The organism is Amycolatopsis acididurans, from assembly GCF_012328925.1.
GTDB classification, from domain to species: Bacteria; Actinomycetota; Actinomycetes; order Mycobacteriales; family Pseudonocardiaceae; genus Amycolatopsis_E; species Amycolatopsis_E acididurans.
Map to the genome: position 1 here is coordinate 218,132 of NZ_JAAXLS010000003.1, position 17,887 is coordinate 236,018.

Sequence of the window (17,887 nt, forward strand, 5' to 3'; positions counted from 1 at the left end):
CAGGGGTGGAGGTTGTTGAGTTCACCCCGGACCGTGACCAGTACGCGTGGACCTTCGGCGGGGTCGAGCCCGTCCTGCGGGTGGCCCCGGGAACGGCACTGCGGCTGTGGACCGAGGACGCGTTCGGCGGACGGCTGACCAGCCCGCACGACCGGCCCAGCGAGAAGCTCGACATGCGCGAGGTGAACCCGCAGACCGGCCCCTTCTACGTCGAGGGCGCCGAACCGGGTGACACGCTGGCGCTGCATTTCGCCGAGCTGGACCCGGCGCGGGACTGGGCGGCGTCGGCGACGATCCCGCTCTTCGGCGGCCTCACCGCCACCGACCGCACGGCACTGCTGCACGATCCGCTGCCCGAGCTGACCTGGATCTACCAGCTCGACCGCGACCGCGAGGTGGTCGTGTTCGAGGCGCTGCGCGGCGAACTGCGGCTCGATCTGCCCGTCGAGCCCATGCTCGGCACCGTCGGGGTCGCACCCGCCGGCCGCGAGGTACGCACCTCGCTCGTGCCGGACATGTTCGGTGGCAACATGGACACACCCGAAATGCGCGCGGGCGCGACGTGTTTCCTCGGCGTCAACGTCGAGGGCGCCCTGTTCTCCGTCGGCGACGGGCACTACCGGCAGGGCGAGGGCGAGGCGTGCGGGACGGCCGTCGAGGGCGCGATGAACGTGACCCTCGTCGTCGAGCTCATCAAGGGGCACGCGCCGGTGTGGCCCCGCATCGAGCAGGACTCGCACTACGTCGTGGTCGGTTCGGCGCGGCCGCTGGAGGACGCGTGGCGCGCCAGCCAGGTCGGGATGATCGACTGGCTGCACGAGCTGTACGGCCTCGACCGGCTCGACGCCTACCAGCTGCTCACCCAGATCAGCCAGGCGCCGCTGGCGAACGTGGTCGACGCCAACTACAGCGCGGTCACGAAGGTGCCCAAACGCCTGCTGCCCCGGGCACAGGCGTACCAGGGCATGCACGGCTACCTCCGCGATCAGGCCGCGAAACTCTAAGGAGGCGGAGAGATGGATCTGCAGTTGAGCGGGCTGCGGGCACTGGTCACCGGTGGCACCAAGGGAATCGGGCGCTGTGTGGTGGAAGCGCTCGCCGCGGAGGGGGCGGCGGTCGCGTTCTGCGCACGCACCGAACCCGAGGTCGAGAAGGCGGTCGCGGAGCTGACCGGCTCCGGGGCGACGGTGGTCGGCGGCGCGCTGGATGTCGCCGACGGGCCGTCGCTGGCGGCGTGGGTCACCGACGCCGCGAACGAGCTGGACGGGCTGGACATCGTCGTGCCCAACGTCAGCGCGCTGGCGATCGGGCCGGGCGAGGACGACTGGCGGGCCGGGTTCGACGTCGACCTGATGCACACGGTGCGCACGGTCGACTCCGCGATGCCCTTCCTCGAGGAGAGCGAGGCGGCCTCGATCGTCGTGGTGTCCAGCGTGTCCGGGCGCGAGATCGACTTCGCCGCGCCCGCCTACGGAACGATGAAGGCCGCGCTGATCCACTACACGCAGGGGCTCGCCTATCAGCTGGCGGACAAGGGCATCCGCGCGAACAGCGTGTCACCGGGCAACGTGTACTTCCCCGGCGGGATCTGGAACCGGGTGGAGACCGGCAATCCCGAGCTGTTCTCGACGGCGCTCGCCCTCAACCCGACCGGGCGTATGGCCCGTCCGGAGGAAGTCGCCTACGCCGTCACGATGCTGGCCAGCCCACGCGCGTCCTTCATCAGCGGCACCAACCTGGTCGTCGACGGCGCGCTGACCCGCGGCGTGCAGTTCTAAGCCGGTGACAGGAGAGACCGCAGCCGGCTGAGCGCGCGATGCTGCGCGACCCGCACCTCCGCGTCGCTCAGCCCGAGCACCGCGGCGGTGTCCGACGCGGACAGCCCGGTCGCCACGCGCAGCACCACGATGTCGCGGTCCAGCGAGGGCAGGTTCGGCAGCAGGCCGCTCAGCTCGGATCCGGCCGGCTCCGGCGGCGGCAGCTCGTCGACGATCTTCGTCGCGATCTCGTGCACGATCCGCAGGAACGGCCCTTCGCGGTAGCCGGGCACGGCGGCGAGCACGGCGTAGCTCACCTCTTGCGCGACGTCGTCGGCCTGCTCGTAGGACGCGGCGCGCCGACCGAGCCGGGCGCGGCAGTACCGCACGAGCAGCGGCCCGAGCAGGGCGAGCAGCCCGGCGATCATGGTGGCGTCGCCGCTCGCCGCCCCGTGCGCGAGCCGGTCGAGCTCGGTTTCCGGTTCCGGTGCCGACGCCGTCATGGATTCGCCTGTCGCTGGGCTGCTCACGGTCACTCGCCAGGCGTCGGCTTCGTCGAGACCGCTTCCGCCCCGCACAGCACGCCGCGTTCGTGCACAGTCCGTTCCATGCTGTCCTCCCCGAGGCGTCCTCTTCTGAGGGTCGCTTCCGAATCACGTTCCGGTTAGGGCCTAAAGCCCCTACTTGCCATGACCCCCGGCAGTTGTATGTCACATCCAACTGTTCGCGCCCTGCTCCCTCCACAGTGGACATAGCGGTCGTCTTTCCACCTTTTGGTGACTTGTGACCAGCTTTGGACGCTCAGTAACCTCTACCGAGGGTGATGAGCATGACACAAGAAGTCACGTACGATCTTCTTCCGGCGCTGCTAAGGCGAGCCGTCCGGGTCGTGAACGTGGACGAGCACGACCACGAGCCCGCGCATCGCGGTTACGCGCGGCTCGCCGCTAACGGCGTACTCCACCGGCTGGCCCCGGGCTACTACGCCGTTCTGCGCAGCGAGCACATCGGCCGCGGCTGGATACCGGATCTGGAAGCGGCGTCGTGGGGCATCGCCGCGGCCGACGACGGCCCCCGATCGGTCGCGCTGATGGGACTTTCGGCCGCGCACGCGCACGGCGGGCTCGAGGAGTCACCCGGCGTCGGCGTCGTGGCCACCACTCGCAACCGGCCGAGCCTGCGCTTCACCGACCGGGTCGCGACCGTGTCGTTCGTCCGCCGGGACCCGCGCCGGCTCAAGATCGAGCGCTACAGCGGGGCGCTGGGCTCGGGCTGGGTGACCACCGTCGAGCAGACGCTGCTCGACCTGGCCGCCTACCCGCAGCTCGGCGGCAGGCCCGAACTCGCCGAGGACGGGATCACCGGACTGCTCGACAAGGCCGATCCGCACGTGCTCTACAGCCTCGCCGGTGCGCAGCGCAGGCTCGGCGCGCTGGACCGGATCCTGCAGCACGTGTAGCCCGGCTCAGCAGGTCATCCGGCGCCGCAACCCGCTCCACACCGAGTCGTAGTTCCGCTGCCGGAAGGGCGCCTCGCGGGCGAGCGCGGTGGTCACCACGGGCCACCGCGTCTCGAACATGAACGCCAGCGTGTCGTCGATCTTCTGCGGGACGAGTTCCTGTGCGCTGGCCTTCTCGAACGTCTCGGCGTCCGGCCCGTGCGCCGACCACATGTTGTGCAGGCTCGCGCCGCCGGGTTCGAACCCCTCCGCCTTCGCGTCGTAGACACCCGTGACCAGCCCCATGAACTCGCTCATCACGTTGCGGTGGTACCAGGGCGGGCGGAAGGTGTCCTCGCCGACGAGCCAGCGCGGCGCGAAGATGACGAAGTCCGCGTTGGCCTGTCCCGGCGTGTCGGTCGGCGAGGTCAGCACGGTGTGGATCGACGGGTCGGGATGATCGAAGCTGACCGTGCCCATCACGGCGAAGCGCGCGGTGTCGTACTTGTAGGCGGCGTGGCTGCCGTGCCACGCCACGACGTCCAGCGGCGAATGGTCGTAGTCGGCCGCCCACAGCCGCCCGCCGAACTTCTGCACCACCTGCACGGTCGCGTCCCGGTCCTCGAAAGCCGCGACGGGGTACAGGAAATCGCGGGGGCCGGCCAGTCCGTTGGCGCCGATCGGGCCCAGTTCCGGCAACGTGAAGGCCTGGCCGTAGTTCTCGCAGACGTACCCGCGCGCGCCGCCGTCGAGCAGATCGACCCGGAACCGCACGCCACGGCCGATCACCGCGATCTCCCCCGGCCGCACACGCAGCCGCCCGTACTCCGTGTGCAGCAGCAGGCCACCCAGTTGCGGGACGAGCAGCAACTCTCCGTCCGCGTCCGCGAAGTACCGGTCGGTCATCGACTTCGTCGCGAGGTACCAGTGGATGCCGATCCCGCTGCGCTGCAGCACGTTCCCGGTGGCGCCCACCGTGAACAGACCGTCGACGAAGTCCACCGGGACATCCGGCAGCGGCGGGGCGCTCCAGCGCAACCGGTTCGGATCCGCCACCCCGTCGTCGACCGGTGCGCTGCGCAGGTTCCCGTCGCGAAACGGCCGGAATTCCGGGTGCGCGGCCGAGGGCCGGATGCGGTACACCCAGCTGCGCCGGTTGTGCGCCCGTGGCTCGGTGAACGCCGTCGCGCTGTGCTGTTCGGCGTAGAGCCCCAGCGGTGCGCGCTGCGGCGAATTCCGCCCCACCGGCAGCGCACCCGGCACCGCCTCGCTGTGGTGTTCGTTGCCGAAACCCGCGGAATAGTCCAGTTTCGCGCCGTCCCGCACCTCGGACTCGATCGTGGTCATCGGGGCACCCCACCTCCCTGTCCGCCCGCCAGCGTGGTCCGGCGGCCCTGCGGCGTCAACCTTCTGCTCCCGTGATCGCCTAGAGTTGGCGCCGTGGTGAGAATCGGCAGCGGGGAGCTGAAGGGCGAGTCCCTCGACGGCGGCCTGACCGCGTTCCGGGGCGTACCGTTCGCCCGCGCCCCACGCTTCGGCCCGCCCGGGCCTGCCGAGCCCTGGACCGGGGTGCGCGACGCGACCCGGCACGGCCCCGCCGCACCGCAGCCGCCGCCCAGGGTGGGCGCGGTGATGGGCGAGCTGAAGCGTGACCTGGTGCAGGACGAGGACTGCCTGAACCTGTCCGTGGTGACCCCCGGCACCGAGGGCAGGCGGCCGGTCATGGTGTGGATTCACGGCGGCGCCTACACCACCGGCGCCGGATCGATGGACATCTACGACGCGCGCCGGCTCGCCGCCGAAGGCGACGTCGTGGTCGTGACGATCAACTACCGCCTCGGCGCGCTCGGCTACCTGCGTCTGGACGGGATCTCCCCCGGCAACCTCGGGCTGCTCGACCAGCTCGCGGGGCTGCGCTGGGTGCACGAGAACGTCGCCGCGTTCGGCGGCGATCCGGACCAGGTGACGGTCTTCGGGCAGTCGGCGGGCGCGCATTCGATCGCGTGCCTGATGGCGCTGCCCGAGGCACGCGGGCTATTCCGGCGCGCGATCCTGCAGAGCGCACCACTGGGCCTCGGCCTCGCCTCGCCCGCCACGGCGACACGGATCGCGCGCTACTTCACGTCCGCGCTGGGCGAGGATCCCCGTACGGCGCCGGTCGAGCGGATTCTCGCGGCACAGCAGGCGGCGATCGTGCGCGCCGCCGGCCCCGGCGGGCTGTACTCCGCGCCGCCGTTCTGCCCGACCGGTGGCACCGCACCGCTGCCACCGGCCCGCGAATGGCTGCCGCGGGCGGCCCGCGCCGGGGTGGACGTCGTCATCGGCACCACGCGTTCGGAGATGAACGCGTTCCTCAACGGCAAACCGGGCATCGCGCCGCTGGAACGGACACCGGTGATCCGCCGCGGGCTCGAGGCGGCCAAGAGCGGGATCACGCGGTACGTGTTCGGCGCGCCCGCGATGCGCTTCGCCGGCGCGCTCGGCGCGGCCGGGGCGCGCGTGTTCACCTACCGGTTCGACTGGGCGGCCGAGGGCACGGACTTCGGCGCCTGTCACTGCATCGAACTGCCGTTCCTGTTCGGCGACGAGCAGGCCTGGTCGGGCGCACCGATGCTGGGCACGTCGGCATGGGACGCGAGGGACCGGCTCGGGCGCGAGCTGCGGCGCGCGTGGATCTCCTTCGCCCGCACCGGAACGCCCGCGTTCAGCCGCCCGTGGCAGCCGGATAGCCTGCTCAGGATTGGTCCGGACCTGGTGGTTTCCCCGGCCGCCGCCCGCTAGTAGGGTGGCACGCGCTCCATTGCCGCCGCCCGGAAGTTGTCACAGATGAGAAAGCTGACGCGCTGGACGACGATCGCCGCCACGGTGGCCGTGGCCGGGGCGCTGACGGTCGCCGCCGCGTCCGGCGAGGCCACACTGACGCCGAGGCAACTCGCCGGTGAGCGCGTCATCTACTCCTATTCCGGGCCCACCCCACCGCAAAGCCTGTTCGACCGGATCCGGGCCGGCGAGGCCGCCGGGGTGATCTTCTTCAAGGACAACGTTTCCGGCACCGCTCAGCTCGCCGGGGTGATCCAGCAGCTCAAGGACGCCAACGCGGACAGCCCGGTGAAGGCGCCGCTGTTGCTGATGACCGACCAGGAAGGCGGAAAGGTCCGGCGGCTGCCCGGCGAGCCCGCCCTGTCGGCGAAGCAGGCCGGCGAGTCGGCCGATCCGGTCGCCACCGCGAAAAGCACCGGGACGGGCGCGGGCCGGAACCTCGCCGGCGTCGGCATGAACGTCAATCTCGCGCCGGTGCTCGACGTGTACCGGAAACCGGGCGACCTGATGGACCAGTACGGCCGGTCCTACAGCGACGATCCGGCGGTGGTCTCGCGGCTGGGCCCGGCGTTCATCGGTGCACAGCAGCAGACCGGCGTGGCCGCGACGGCCAAGCACTTCCCCGGTCTCGGCGCCGGGGCGGCCGGCCAGAACACCGACGACCAGCCGGTGACGCTGGACGTGCCGCTGTCGACGTTGCGCGATGTGGACGAAGCGCCCTACACCACCGCCATCTCCGGCGGCGTCAAGCTCGTGATGGTGTCGTGGGCGACCTACCCGGCGCTGGACGCGGCGAGCCCGGCGGGGCTGTCCGCCACCGTCGTGCGGCGGGAACTGCGTGGCCGCCTGGGGTTCAGCGGCGTGACCGTGACCGACGCGCTCGAAGCGAAGGGCATTTCGGGCACGACCGGCGAGCGCGCCGTGCGAGCCGCCGCGGCCGGAATGGACCTCGTCCTGTGCTCCGCCCAGGACCCTGCCCAGGGCGACGACGCGGGCAACGCACTCGCGGGCGCGCTCCAATCCGGCCGGCTCGACTCGGCGGACTTCACGGCGGCCGCCGACCGCGTCACCGCGCTGCGGCAGAGCCTGGGCTAGTTCACCAGCACGATCTTCCCCCGCGCGTGGCGGGTTTCGCTCAGTGCGTGCGCGGACGCGGCCTCGGCGAGCGGGAACGCCGCCGCCACCGGGATCCGCAACCGGCCGGATCAGGACCTCACCCGCGGACAGCCCCGACGCCCGCACCGCGACGGGATCTCCCCCGGTCCCGCGTGCGGCTCGTGAAGAGGGCCGCCGTCCGGTTACCGCTTCCCGTGCCCTAGTCGTTGTGGCCCTGCTGTTCGGCGAGGAAGCGCTCGAACTCGGCGCCGAGTTCCTCCGCGGTGGGCATGTGCGACTCGTCGGCCAGCAGGTTCTTCTTGTCCATCGCCTCGACGAACGTGTCGTACTGCTGCTCCAGCGCGCGCACCACGTCGGCGATCTCCGCCGACTCCGACACCTGCCGCTCGATCTCGGCGTCGGTCGCACGCGCCGCCTCGACCAGTCCCTCGTCGGGCACCGACAGCCCCGCCACGCGCGTGATCGAGCCGAGCAGCGTCAGCCCGGCCGCCGGGTACCGCGACTGCGCGAGGTAGTGCGGCACGTGCGCGGCGAACCCGAGCGCGTCGTGCCCCGACTCGCCCAGCCGCAACTCGGTCAGTGCCGAGGCGCTGCCCGGCACCTGGAGCCGGTTCAGCACCGGCGTGTAGTCCCCGATCAGCTCGGTCCGCGTCGAATGCGCGGTCACCCCCAGCGGCCGGGTGTGCGGCGCGCCCATCGGGATGCCGTGGAACGACACCACCATCCGCACGCCCCACCGCTCCACGAGCGCGCGGACCGCCGTGGCGTAGCGCTCCCACTCGTGGTCCGGCTCCGGGCCCGAGAGCAGCAGGAACGGGATGCCGCCCTCGTCGTGGAACAGCCGCACCGCCAGCTCCGGCGCCTCGAAGCTCTCCCAGTGGTCGGCGGCGAAGGTCATCGTGGGCCTGCGGGCGCGATAGTCGATGAGCCGGTCGATGTCGAACCGGGCGACGATCCGGTTGTCCAGGCGCGTCGTCAGGTGCTCGGTGACCGCCTTGCCGGCCGTGCCGGCGTCCATGAACCCGTCGAGCTGATGCAGCAGCACCGCTCCACCGAGCTCGGGAAGCTCGGAGTCCACTTCATAGAGTTCCTCCGGGTCGAACACTCTGCCTCCTGGGTTAGCGAGTACTGCCTGTAAGGATGAACGTAACGGGTCGACGGATCCATCCCGCGACCACCGGAGCGGTTCCGCGCATCCGTCCGCACCAAAACGCTGGGCCGGAAGAAGGAAACCCCCTCTGATCACTCGCGCGTAATGCTACTTTGGGTATCTCCCTTAACGGCGGCCGCGGTTTCGTGGCGGTGCCTTCGCGCACATTATCGGTGGGCGGGAAGAATGAATTTGACGAACCTCGCACAGCGGCTGACAACAGAGATGGCCGCCGATCCCTGCGGCGATTTCTCGCCCTCGGTCTACGAATCCGCGCGACTGGTCACGGTGGCCCCCGCGCTCGCCGGTCACGACGGCCGAATTCGCTTCCTGCTGGACCAGCAGAGCGCGACCGGAGACTGGGGCGGTCCAGGCGGGTACGGGCTGCTGCCCACGCTCAGCGCGACCGAGGCACTGCTGGCCGAACTGGCTCGCACGCGCGCGCCGCACGTGGCCGTCGCCGCGCAGCGCGGCCTGCGCGCGTTGTTCGCGAAATCGGGCCCGGACAAGGAGGGCGCGCTGCCGGACACGGTCGCGGTCGAACTGCTCGTGCCGTGGCTGACCGGGGAGATCAACGCACGGCTGGCCGCGCTCGAGACGAAACCGTTGCCAGGGCTGCGGTTCTGGCCGGACGGGCAGCGGCTATCATGCCCGCCGGGCTGTTATCCGGACCTGCTGGCCGCGCTACGGGAAGCGGCCACGGCCGGGCACCCGCTGCCCGAGAAGCTGGGTCATTCACTGGAAATGCTCGGCCCGTCGGCGCGCGGCGCGACGTTCGTCACTCCCACCGAGTTCGGCGCCGGGTGCTCGCCGGCCTCCACCGCCGCGTGGTTCGGCACCCACGCCACCAACGGCAACGCCCACGCCGGGATGCGCTTTCTGCACCGGCTGCAGGCCAGGCACGGCGGTCCGGTGCCGGTCGCCGCGCCACTGGACGTATTCGAACGCGCCTGGGTGCTGGCCACCTTCACCGATGCCGGGCTTGCGGTGACCGTCCCGCCCGGCGTCGTGCGCGGCTTGCGTGCCGCGTTCACCGCCTCCGGCGTCCCGGGAGGCGCGGGGCTGCCCACCGACGCCGACGACACGGCGACCGCGCTGCACGCGCTGGCCAATCTCGGCGTGCCCCAGCCACTCGATCCACTGTGGGAATACCACACCGGCGATCATTTCAGCACCTATCCCGACGAACGCACACCGTCGGTCACCACGAACGCCCATGTGCTGCAGGCGTTCGCGGCCCAGCCCGCGACCGGGCCCCGTGAGGCGCGGACGATGCGCGAGCTGTCGCACTGGCTTTCCGCACGGCAGCACGACGACGGCAGCTGGTCGGACAAGTGGCACGCCTCGCCGTACTACGCGACCGTGTGCTGCTTCACCGCGCTGACGCGCTGCCCGGAAAGCACCGCGGCGGCCCGGAAGGCGGTCCGCTGGGTGCTCGCCACCCAGCGCGACGACGGGTCGTGGGGCCGCTGGCAGGGCACCGTCGAGGAAACCGCGTACGCGGTCCAGATCCTGCTTCGCGCCGGGGACCCCGCGGCCGAGGAGGCGGCGGCACGCGGCTGCGCGTACCTGCTGGACGCCGGGAACGACGTGCATCCACCACTGTGGCACGACAAGGATCTCTACACCCCGGCGCGCATCGTGCGGGCCGAGACGATCGCCGCGCTGCACCTGGCGGGCACCCAGCCCCGCGTGGCGGCGCTGGTCGCGCGGTCGCGCCCGACGCGGGCCCGACGGACGGCCTGATGAACCGCACGGAGCTCCGGTTCGCGCTGCGCACGCTGCCCTTTCTGGACTCCCGCGCGCAGCTTCCCGCCGGGGCGCTGGAGCTGCGGCCGCATCCCGGGCGCAGGCTGCTGGTGTGGCATCCGGACGCGATCGAGGCGGTCTTCCGCGCGGACCAGCGCCTCGGACATCCGGGCAGCAGATCGTTCCGCCCGCTGATGGGCCCGAAATCCCTGTTGTGGCAGGAAGGTGAGCGGCACGCGAGCTACCGCCGGGTGCTCGGCACGCCGCTGCGCGGCCGCCGGCTGGCCGGGTACCGCGAAATGATCGCGGCGACGGTGCACGAGGCGATCGACGCGCTGCCCACGGGTGCCGAACCGCCGATCGCGGACTGGACGCGGCGGATCGCGTTGCGCATCATGGCACGCATCGTTTTCGGCGAAGCCGACGAGGGGGTGCTCGAACCGTTCGCGGCGTGGATGGACCGCGCGCTCGGCTCACGGTACCGCACCCTCGCTTACCGTTATGTCAAGGGAAATCTGCCGCTGCCGGGCGCCACACTGGAGCACGCGCTCACGGCCGCGGCCCGTACGGCTGCGCGAGCGAACCCGGCCACGCTGGCCGGGCAGCTGCTCGGCGCGGACAGCCCGTTCGCCGGGATCGACGACGGCGAACTGCGCGACCAGATCGTGTCGCTGCTCTTCGCCGGGCACGAGACCACGGCGTCGACGGCAGCGTGGGCGCTGTTCTGGCTCAGCCGCGACGATTCCCTGCGGGAGCGGGTGGTGGCGGAGGTGTCCTCCTCGGACGGGTTCGCCGCGGACGAGGTTCCGGTGCTGCAGGCCGTCGTGCAGGAGACCCTGCGCATCACGCCACCGGTGCCCGCGGCCGGAAACCGTGTCCTGACAAGGGATTGCCCGTTCGACGGCGGCACCGTCGCGGCGGGCACCGTGGTGACGCCGAGCATCTACCTGGCGCACCACCGCGCGGACTCTTTCGCCGAGCCGTACCGTTTCGACGCGGGCCGGTTCCTCGGCGGCCGGGTTCCCCCGCAGCGCTACTTTCCCTTCGGTGGCGGGATCCGGCACTGCCTGGGCAGCCAGCTCGGCCAGGCCGAGGTACGCATGATCGTCGCGGCGATGCTGCGCCGCCGGGAGCTGGTGTGCGTCGATCCACGTGCCGGGGTCCCCCAGTTGCGCGGGCACGCGATGGCGCCCTCACCCAGACTGCGGATCCGGATACTGAAATGCCGGGATTAGCCACACGCCCGGTGTGGCACGATTTCGTCGTCATTCACCGCCTGCAATTCCCATTGCCGATCAATTACGCCTGCTACGCCATTTGGGGAGTGCTTTTCGCCGGCAATGGTGCGGCACGGTTACTCACCGCTCCCGCCATTCTCGCGATCGCGGCGAATCTGTTGCTGATCGTCGCACCGCTGGCCTTGAATGTGGCCGTCGACCACGCGACGGATTCCCAGCATGCGGACAAGCGGTACCTGGCGGGCGCGGCGGGCCGGTTCGGCCGGTCCCGCGCGCTCGACTGGGCCGGCGCCGAACTGATCCTGGCCGCCCTGGCCCTGCTCGCGACCGGGCTGGGCTGGGGCCGGTGGCAGCCGCTGTCCTGGGCCGCGCTGATCGTGGTGGCGCAGTTGCTCTACAACGTCGAGCCGGTGCGGCTCAAGCGCCGGGGATTCGCGGGTTCGGTCGCGTTCGGCGTCGCCTCGGTCGGGCTGCCGTGCCTCGTGGGCTACACGGCCGTCGCGCCCCACATCACCGCGGACGTGTGGCTCATCGCCGCCGGCGTCGCCGTGCTGTCGGTGGCACGAACCGTGTGGTGGGCGCTGCCCGACCAGGCGGCCGACACCGCGAGCGGCATCGCGACCCCGACCGTGCGCTACGGCCTGGTCCGCACCCACCTCGCCGCCTGCGCCCTGCTGGTGACGGGGCTGATGCTGCTGGGCTGGGGACTCGGGCGGCGCTACGGGCCAGCCGGGGCCGCGCTGGGCCTGGCCGCGCACGTGGTGTTCCTCGGCATCGCGGCGGCGCAGCTACCCGCGACAGCGGCCGGGAACCCGCCGACTGCCCGGAGCATGCTCAAGCGCACCATGCCCGTGGTCGCCCTGGGCGAGGTGCTGATCGCGGCGGTCGCGCTGATGTTCTAGGATTTGCGGCCCATGCCGGCGAACATGTGCGCGAGGTGGGCATTGCGGCCCACGTCCTCCTCGGTGAGCGGGTTCCACAGGGTCACCGGGACGACGCCGGGCTCGACGATGTCCAGCCCGGCGAAGAAACCTTCGAACTCCTCGCGGCCGCGCAGCGCCACATCCGGCGGCTCACCGAACATCCGGCTGAAGATCTCCAGCCCCGAGCGTAGCTCCGCGTTCTCCGAGCAGTGGGTCATGCCGAGGTAGCTGCCCGGCGCGAGCCGGTCGACGAAGGACCGGATCAGCGCCGCCGGGTTGTCGGAATCGGAGACGTAGAGCAGAGTCTCGATGGCCAGCAGGCCGACCGGCTTGCTCAGGTCGATGAGCCGGGCCCGCTCGGGCGCGCCGAAAATCGACTCCGGGTCGCGGATATCGGCGGCCAGGTAGGCCACGCGGTCGTTGCCCGCGAGCACGTCCCTGGCGTCGGCCACCACGCTCGGGTCGAAGTCGACGTAGACGACGGTGCACTCCGCGTCGCGCTCCTGCGCGACCTCGTGCACGTGGCGCCGGGTGGGGATGCCCGAGCCGAGATCGATGAACTGGCGCACGCCCTGGTCCACCAGGTATCGCACCATCCGGCCGGTCAGCTGCCGCGAGGCGCGCACCAGGTACGGGATGTGCGGGGCGCAGAGCTCGATGTGCTCGGCGTACTCCTGGTCGGAGGCGTTGTGGTTGAAACCCTCGAGCCAGAAGTCGTTGACCCGGGCGATGCTCGGGTAGGTCATGCTCTCGTGACCAGGTGCTTCGATAGGCGATGCCACCAGAGGTACGCCTCCTCTTACCGGTGTCCCACTGTCCGGTGACCGATCTTCAGCCACGCAGGTCCGCGATTCTACTGCGATTGGGCGCGGTATGGCGCGGTGGTTACATCGATGTTCTTTTTCCGACTGATCGAGCTATCCGAGTTAACCAGAGAGCGGGACCACGATTACAGAGAGTAAGTAGCGGCCAGTGCCGCTATGTCCGCCGGGCGAACCTGGCAGCAGCCGCCGGCGTAATTCACGTCGCCCAGCGTGTCGGGATCGAACCGGGAGTGCCCCCTCCAGCGGCGCCCCGCGGCGTCCCATTCCTGCCCGCCGTTGGGATAGGCGATCGCGGGTTTGCCGCTGACTTCACGGGCGAGCGCGGCCGCGGGCGCGGCGTCCGCGGGATCGCAGCAGTTGACGCCGACCGCGATCACCTGGTCGTTGCCCCGCGCGACCGCGAACGCCTCGTCGAGCGGCTGCCCGGCGCGCGTGCGCTCACCGGCGACCGTGTAGGACAGCCACGCCCGCACCCCTAGCCCGTCGATCGCGGCGAGCATCGCGACCGCCTCGTCCACGTCCGGTACCGTCTCCAGCGCGAGCAGGTCCGGTTCCGCGCTCGCCAGGATTTCGGCGCGGGGACGGTGGAACGCGGTCAGTTCGGCGACGCTGAGCCCATACCGTCCCCGGTACTCGGAGCCGTCGGCGAGTGTCGCGCCGTAGGGCCCGACCGACGCGGCCACCCAGCGCGATCCGCCCGCCCGCGTGGCGGCCTCTCGTGCCAGCGCAACGCTTTTCCGCAACAGCGCGGCGGTCTCGGCGCGGTCGAGACCACGCGCGGCGAACCCGGCGAAGCTGGCCTGGTAGCTCGCCGTGGTCGCGATCCGGGCTCCGGCGCGGAAGAACGCCTCGTGCGCCGCGACGATCGCGTCCGGAGCGTCGGCGAGCAACCGCGCGGACCACAGCTCGTCGGACAGGTCGTGCCCGCGTGCCTCCAGTTCGGTGGCGAGCCCGCCGTCGAGCACGATCACCCGCGCGGGCCTTCCCGCAGTACCGCGAGTTCGCGCACCCACAGATCCGCCAGGATGTCCAGCACCATCCCGCGTTCGTGCTCGACCCCGCGCACGAGCCAGTGGTAGCACAGCCGTTCCAGTTGCAGCACCAGCAGCAGTGCCCGGGTCAGCCCCGCCTGCTCGTGCTCGCCGGTCCAGCGCGCGAGGTAGGGCCGCAACTGCCGCACGGCTTCCATGCCCCACTGGTAGTGCCGCGCCGCCACGCCGGGATCCGCGGCCATGGCGTGGTTGACCAGATCGATCTCCACGCCGTAGGTGGCCCAGAACGGCAGCACGTGCTCGTCCAGCCACCTGCGCACGTGCTCCCGGTTGAGCTCGGGGAACTCGGTGATGCGCCCGTACATCGCGGCACCCGCGGGCAGTACCCGCTCGAACAACGCGGCCGCGATGTCGGCCTTGTCGCGGAAATGGGCGTAGAAGGTGGCGCGGCTGCCGTTGGCCGCGGCGACGATGTCGGCCACCGTCGCCGCGTGGTAGCCGAGGCTGCCGAAAACCTGGCGCGCGCAGTCGAGGTAGCGTTCGTGCGCCTCGCGCCACTGTTGCTCTCGGAAAGCGTTACGCGGTGGTGCCGTCGCGGTGGTGCCGGTCACCGCTCCATGGTAAGCCCGGACGGGGCGATTCGCCGACGGAACCGGAAAAGTCCACATTAGACGATCATGGGAGGGCCCGCGCCGGGAGTGGCGGCGATCAGGTCGCCGGTTGCGACCAGGCCAACGGCGCTCGTCAGGGCACGTCCTTTGTGGACCAGGTCCGCCGGAGGTCAGATCAGGCCCGCCTCGGCCAGCTTCCGCTCGATGAGGCCGAGTTCCCCGGCGTCCAGCGGCAGTTGCGGCGGCGCCAGGACGGCGTCGTCGATGAACCCGCGCATCTTCATCGCGGCCTTGAACGCCCCGAGCCCGGCAGAACCGCGGCCCATCCGCTCGGGCGGCGCCGCCGTGGTGATGTCGTAGAGCTGGAACAGGCGCTCCTGCTCGCGCCGTGCGGCCTCGAAGTTCCCGGCCAGCGCGTACTCGTAGAGCGCCACGTATCCGGCCGGGTCGACGTTGCCCAGACCCGGCACGGCGCCGTCCGCCCCCATCGCCAGTGCCGCGTCCACGACGAGTTCGGATCCGGTGAACACGGCGAACGAATCCAGTCCCCGTTCCCGTTTGGCGAGCACGATCCGGCGGAAGCCCGCCTCGTCGCCGCTGGAGTCCTTGAGCCCGGCGAGCACGCCGTCCTCGGCCAGCCGCAGCACCATCGCGGGGTCCAGTTTGGTGTGCACCGCGACCGGGATGTCGTAGGCGAACACCGGCAGCGCGGTCATCTCGTGCAGCAGGCGGAAATGCCGTTCGACCTCCGCGACGTGGGTGCGGGTGTAGAAGGGTGCGGTCACCACCACCGCGTCCGCGCCCAGCGCCTCGGCGGTGCGCACGTGCTCGGCCACCCGCAACGTGGTCATGTCGATGCAGCCGGCCAGCACCGGCACCCGCCCGGCGGCGGTGGCCACCGTGGTTTCCAGTACGGCGCGTCGCTGCGCGTCGGGCAGGAACGCGACCTCGCTGCTGGAGCCGAGCGCGAACAGCCCGTGCACCCCGGCGTCCAGCTGCATGCCGATGTGCCGCCGCAGCGAAGAAGTGTCGACGGTGAAGTCCGCGTGGAAGGGCGTGCACAAGGGCGGGATGATGCCGGCGAACTTCGTCGTCATGGGGCTCCGATTCGATCGATATTGCTTTCACGGCAGGGCTTTGACACACGTCGACTCATCCACAATGGACACCGAGAACGAGGGCGAAGCCATAGCACCTCCACACCTCGCCGCCACCGGCGCCAGGACATCGGACGTCCTACCTCTTGGCCGGGACTGTAGAACCGCGACGGCCGCCCGGTCAAGGGCTCGGTGCGCGGGTGCCGGGGGCGCGATCGTCCTCGCGCCGGGCAGGAAAGACGTGGAGCGGCACCCGAAGCCGGGGAATCGGCCCGGGACAAAGGAGTCAAGCCCGGCGACGAGTGCCTGTCTCTAGGCTGAACGATGGAAATGGTGACGGAAACGAACTGTCGTTGCACTTACGGTGTACTTTCCGGGCACCGGTCGCGTTAACCTCATCGGGTGGCTCCCGCCGACGTCAACCAGGTCGCCGCCACCGCCCACCACTGGAGCGGGCGGGAGGCGCGCTTGCTCCGGCACGCGCTGCGCCTGTCGGTCCGCGGCTTCGCAGGCTACCTCGGCGTCGCCGTCCGCACCGTGGCGAAATGGGAGTCCGGCGGCGCGGCGACCGTTCCGCGCCCCGACACGCAGGCGATCCTCGACACCGCGCTCGCCCGCGCCGAGCCCGAGGCGCGGCGCCGGTTCGAGGTACTGGTGCGCCAGGCCGGTGCCGGGACCCCAGCGGTCGCGCAGACGAGCCACGACTACGAGTCCTGGGCCGACGACCTCGACCGGACGCTGGCCTGTCTCGGCCGCCAGGAGTTCCCGCTCGCCCGCACGCTGCTCGACCGCTGGCTCGGCCGCTTCCAGCCCAACAGCAACGACACCCGCGGCATGTACCTCTACGCCCGCTCGCTGCGCCTGCTCGGCGAGGTCCAGCAGGACCAGGGCGTGACCCACGGCCCGATGTCGGCGCAGCACAACTATCGCAAGGCGCTGCGCGTGTTCACCGAACTCGGCACGCCACGCCGCGTCGCCCAGCTGGAACTCAAGCTCGTCGTCCTCGACGAGATGGCGGGGCGGCTGGAGTCCGCCGCCCGGCAGTACGAATCGCTCACCACCGACGAGCGGCTCAGCAGCCACGATCGCGCCCAGGCCCGGCTGTGGGTCGGCACGGCGTTGAGCAAACGCGGCCTCAACGAATCCGCGACCCGCCACATCGTGCCCGCGATTCACGATTTCGAGACGATGGACGAACCGGCGGACTGGTCGATCGCGCACCAGAAACTCGCGCTCGCGTACCGCGGTTCGGGAAATCTGACCGCGGCCAACCAGGCGATCGAGGTCGCATTGAGCAACCGGGTCAACGACACGCCCTTGCAGAAAGTGCGGTTGAGTACCGCACACGCGCATATCCTGCTCTCCGACCGGGCGACGGCGGAGACCGGAATGACGATTCTGGACCATTGCGCGAAGGTGTCCACCGAATACCGCCTCTTCCACCAGCTGCGCAGTATCGAGGGAATCCGCGCCGGGTTCGTGCGGCAGGCGTGAAAACACGAGAAATGCGGAAAGAACTGATCGACCGCACGTGGGCCGACGCCGAAATCATCTGGCGTTATCACCGGCTGGGCCATCGTCTCCGGCAGTGCGACGCGGCCATCGCGCTCGGCTGCAACGACCTCGGTGTCGCCGCGCACGCCGCCGCGCTCTACCGCCGGGGACTGTTCCCCGTCGTGGTGTTCAGCGGTGCCAACAGCCGCGAGACCTTCGTGACCTTTCCCCGCGGCGAGGGCGTGCACTACCGCGAGCGGGCGCTGGAACTCGGCGTGCCGGACAACGCGATCCTCGTCGAACCCCGCGCCACTAATACGGGTGAAAACATCATTCTTTCGCGTGAACTGCTGGAGCGAACGGGAATTCCGGTGCGGAGGGTGCTGCTCGTTTCCATGCCGTACATGGAGCGGCGCGCGTTCGCCACCACCCGGAAAACGTGGCCCGAGGTGGAACCGATATGCTCGTCGGTGCCGATGACGCTGTCCGAGTACGCGAAAACCCGGGACCACGGCACCGAGCTGATCGACATGATGATCGGCGATCTTCAACGAATCATCGAGTATCCCGGTCAGGGATTCGCTATCACGCAGGAAATTCCCCCATCCGTGTACGCGGCGTATCAACGACTCGTGGCCGCCGGATTCTCCAGTCGCATGCTGTGATCGAATACCGGCC

Annotated in this window: 17 protein-coding genes and 1 pseudogene; 10 read left to right on the forward strand and 8 right to left on the reverse strand. The window is 70.7% G+C overall.

The features are described 5' to 3' along the window. Nucleotides 1–5: 5 nt before the first annotated feature. Both HFP15_RS07635 and HFP15_RS07640 read left to right on the forward strand, forming a co-directional pair. A complete protein-coding gene (locus HFP15_RS07635; RefSeq protein WP_168512925.1) occupies nt 6–1,004 on the forward strand; it encodes an acetamidase/formamidase family protein in 999 nt (332 codons plus the stop codon). A 12-nt stretch (nt 1,005–1,016) separates the two neighbouring features. Further along, the gene (locus HFP15_RS07640) at nt 1,017–1,778 is read left to right on the forward strand and encodes an SDR family NAD(P)-dependent oxidoreductase (RefSeq protein ID WP_168512927.1); all 762 of its coding nucleotides are present in this window, start codon (nt 1,017–1,019) and stop codon (nt 1,776–1,778) included. On the opposite strand, the gene HFP15_RS07645 is transcribed toward HFP15_RS07640, so the two are convergent. Next, nucleotides 1,775–2,260, reverse strand: a complete 486-nt coding sequence (locus HFP15_RS07645; RefSeq protein ID WP_168512929.1) for a sigma factor-like helix-turn-helix DNA-binding protein — start codon at nt 2,258–2,260, stop codon at nt 1,775–1,777. The genes HFP15_RS07640 and HFP15_RS07645 overlap by 4 nt on opposite strands. A 326-nt stretch (nt 2,261–2,586) precedes the next feature. Between HFP15_RS07645 and HFP15_RS07650 the strand changes: the two genes are divergently transcribed. Then, complete coding sequence (locus HFP15_RS07650; protein WP_168512931.1) at nt 2,587–3,216, forward strand: hypothetical protein; 630 nt, start codon at nt 2,587–2,589, stop codon at nt 3,214–3,216. Between the two features lie 6 nt (nt 3,217–3,222). Here HFP15_RS07650 and hmgA read toward each other — a convergent pair whose 3' ends face one another. Then, on the reverse strand, nt 3,223–4,542 hold the full coding sequence (gene hmgA / locus HFP15_RS07655; protein ID WP_168512933.1) for a homogentisate 1,2-dioxygenase: 1,320 nt from the start codon (nt 4,540–4,542) through the stop codon (nt 3,223–3,225). A gap of 93 nt (nt 4,543–4,635) precedes the next feature. On the opposite strand from hmgA, the gene HFP15_RS43425 reads away from it, so the two are divergent. Both HFP15_RS43425 and HFP15_RS07665 read left to right on the forward strand, forming a co-directional pair. After that, nucleotides 4,636–5,976 (forward strand): carboxylesterase/lipase family protein, encoded by a 1,341-nt coding sequence (locus HFP15_RS43425; RefSeq protein WP_168512935.1) that lies wholly within the window; start codon nt 4,636–4,638, stop codon nt 5,974–5,976. A 45-nt stretch (nt 5,977–6,021) separates the two neighbouring features. Next, entirely contained in the window at nt 6,022–7,110 is a 1,089-nt protein-coding gene (locus HFP15_RS07665) for a glycoside hydrolase family 3 N-terminal domain-containing protein (RefSeq protein WP_168512937.1), read from the forward strand. Here HFP15_RS07665 and HFP15_RS07670 read toward each other — a convergent pair. Then, a pseudogene (locus tag HFP15_RS07670) lies at nt 7,107–7,217 on the reverse strand (zinc-binding dehydrogenase); the annotation flags it as partial. The gene HFP15_RS07665 and the pseudogene HFP15_RS07670 sit on opposite strands and share 4 nt — an antisense overlap. A 113-nt stretch (nt 7,218–7,330) precedes the next feature. After that, nucleotides 7,331–8,236, reverse strand: coding sequence for a proteasome assembly chaperone family protein (locus tag HFP15_RS07675; protein WP_168512939.1), 906 nt, complete (start codon nt 8,234–8,236; stop codon nt 7,331–7,333). A 231-nt stretch (nt 8,237–8,467) separates the two neighbouring features. Between HFP15_RS07675 and HFP15_RS07680 the strand changes: the two genes are divergently transcribed. From HFP15_RS07680 to HFP15_RS07690, 3 genes are all read left to right on the forward strand, one after another. Further along, nucleotides 8,468–10,027: a prenyltransferase/squalene oxidase repeat-containing protein gene (locus HFP15_RS07680; RefSeq protein ID WP_168512941.1), complete on the forward strand. Its 1,560-nt coding sequence runs from the start codon at nt 8,468–8,470 to the stop codon at nt 10,025–10,027. Next, nucleotides 10,027–11,265, forward strand: coding sequence for a cytochrome P450 (locus HFP15_RS07685; protein ID WP_168512943.1), 1,239 nt, complete (start codon nt 10,027–10,029; stop codon nt 11,263–11,265). The genes HFP15_RS07680 and HFP15_RS07685 overlap by 1 nt, the downstream gene beginning before the upstream one ends. A gap of 89 nt (nt 11,266–11,354) precedes the next feature. Beyond that, a complete protein-coding gene (locus tag HFP15_RS07690) occupies nt 11,355–12,170 on the forward strand; it encodes a UbiA family prenyltransferase (protein ID WP_168512945.1) in 816 nt (271 codons plus the stop codon). Here HFP15_RS07690 and HFP15_RS07695 read toward each other — a convergent pair. The 4 genes from HFP15_RS07695 to HFP15_RS07710 form a co-directional block, all read right to left on the reverse strand. Beyond that, nucleotides 12,167–12,973 carry an SAM-dependent methyltransferase gene (locus tag HFP15_RS07695; RefSeq protein ID WP_312871505.1) on the reverse strand — a complete coding sequence of 269 codons (807 nt, stop codon included), beginning with the start codon at nt 12,971–12,973 and terminating at the stop codon, nt 12,167–12,169. The two genes, HFP15_RS07690 and HFP15_RS07695, sit on opposite strands and share 4 nt — an antisense overlap. Before the next feature lie 167 nt (nt 12,974–13,140). Beyond that, nucleotides 13,141–13,986, reverse strand: coding sequence for a homocysteine S-methyltransferase (gene mmuM, locus HFP15_RS07700; protein ID WP_168512947.1), 846 nt, complete (start codon nt 13,984–13,986; stop codon nt 13,141–13,143). Next, nucleotides 13,983–14,618 carry a TetR/AcrR family transcriptional regulator gene (locus tag HFP15_RS07705; RefSeq protein WP_312871506.1) on the reverse strand — a complete coding sequence of 212 codons (636 nt, stop codon included), beginning with the start codon at nt 14,616–14,618 and terminating at the stop codon, nt 13,983–13,985. Before HFP15_RS07705 ends, mmuM begins: the two co-directional genes overlap by 4 nt. Before the next feature lie 170 nt (nt 14,619–14,788). Further along, nucleotides 14,789–15,715 carry a dihydrodipicolinate synthase family protein gene (locus tag HFP15_RS07710; protein ID WP_168512951.1) on the reverse strand — a complete coding sequence of 309 codons (927 nt, stop codon included), beginning with the start codon at nt 15,713–15,715 and terminating at the stop codon, nt 14,789–14,791. A gap of 402 nt (nt 15,716–16,117) precedes the next feature. Between HFP15_RS07710 and HFP15_RS07715 the strand changes: the two genes are divergently transcribed. After that, nucleotides 16,118–17,209: a helix-turn-helix domain-containing protein gene (locus HFP15_RS07715; protein ID WP_168512953.1), complete on the forward strand. Its 1,092-nt coding sequence runs from the start codon at nt 16,118–16,120 to the stop codon at nt 17,207–17,209. Nucleotides 17,210–17,220: 11 nt separating this feature from the next. Continuing rightward, nucleotides 17,221–17,874, forward strand: coding sequence for a YdcF family protein (locus HFP15_RS07720; protein ID WP_168512955.1), 654 nt, complete (start codon nt 17,221–17,223; stop codon nt 17,872–17,874). Nucleotides 17,875–17,887: the final 13 nt, after the last annotated feature.

Excerpts from the sequence above, each read along its gene's own strand:
- HFP15_RS07685 (WP_168512943.1), top strand. The coding sequence starts at position 10,027 with ATGAACCGCACGGAGCTCCGGTTCGCGCTGCGCACGCTGCCCTTTCTG.
- HFP15_RS07720 (WP_168512955.1), top strand. The coding sequence starts at position 17,221 with ATGCGGAAAGAACTGATCGACCGCACGTGGGCCGACGCCGAAATCATC.
- hmgA (WP_168512933.1), bottom strand. The coding sequence starts at position 4,542 with ATGACCACGATCGAGTCCGAGGTGCGGGACGGCGCGAAACTGGACTAT.
- HFP15_RS07665 (WP_168512937.1), top strand. The coding sequence starts at position 6,022 with ATGAGAAAGCTGACGCGCTGGACGACGATCGCCGCCACGGTGGCCGTG.
- HFP15_RS07680 (WP_168512941.1), top strand. The coding sequence starts at position 8,468 with ATGAATTTGACGAACCTCGCACAGCGGCTGACAACAGAGATGGCCGCC.
- HFP15_RS07640 (WP_168512927.1), top strand. The coding sequence starts at position 1,017 with ATGGATCTGCAGTTGAGCGGGCTGCGGGCACTGGTCACCGGTGGCACC.
- HFP15_RS07650 (WP_168512931.1), top strand. The coding sequence starts at position 2,587 with ATGACACAAGAAGTCACGTACGATCTTCTTCCGGCGCTGCTAAGGCGA.
- HFP15_RS07645 (WP_168512929.1), bottom strand. The coding sequence starts at position 2,260 with ATGACGGCGTCGGCACCGGAACCGGAAACCGAGCTCGACCGGCTCGCG.
- HFP15_RS07710 (WP_168512951.1), bottom strand. The coding sequence starts at position 15,715 with ATGACGACGAAGTTCGCCGGCATCATCCCGCCCTTGTGCACGCCCTTC.